Origin of the sequence: Pseudomonas sp. 2995-3 (genome assembly GCF_002742565.1) — a bacterium.
Lineage (GTDB): Bacteria > Pseudomonadota > Gammaproteobacteria > Pseudomonadales > Pseudomonadaceae > Aquipseudomonas > Aquipseudomonas edaphica.
The window spans coordinates 1-236 of record NZ_LJSB01000431.1; the positions used below are offsets into that span (position 1 = coordinate 1).

Annotated in this window: 1 protein-coding gene; it reads right to left on the reverse strand. The window is 42.8% G+C overall.

What is annotated here, in order from left to right; all coding sequences use genetic code 11:
- Positions 1-236: pyridoxal-phosphate dependent enzyme (locus tag AOA62_RS29935; protein ID WP_143521959.1), on the reverse strand; the 236-nt coding region annotated here is incomplete at both ends.

The window sequence follows — 236 nt, forward strand, 5'->3', positions numbered from 1 at the left end:
AGTAATCCTTTCGTTTTTTCTATAGCTCCAATCATCCCTTTTTCGGTTGGCGTGTTTACAACCTTAGCCCCAAGAGAACGCATTAAAGTCGGTTTTTCTTGACTAAACTTCTCTGGAACAACGAACATCACAGTTACGTCTGTTCCAATTGCGGCTAACGCAAGTCCTATCCCCGTATTCCCTGCGGTTTGTTCGATTAAGGTTCCAGTTGTACTGATATGGACATTATCAAGTGC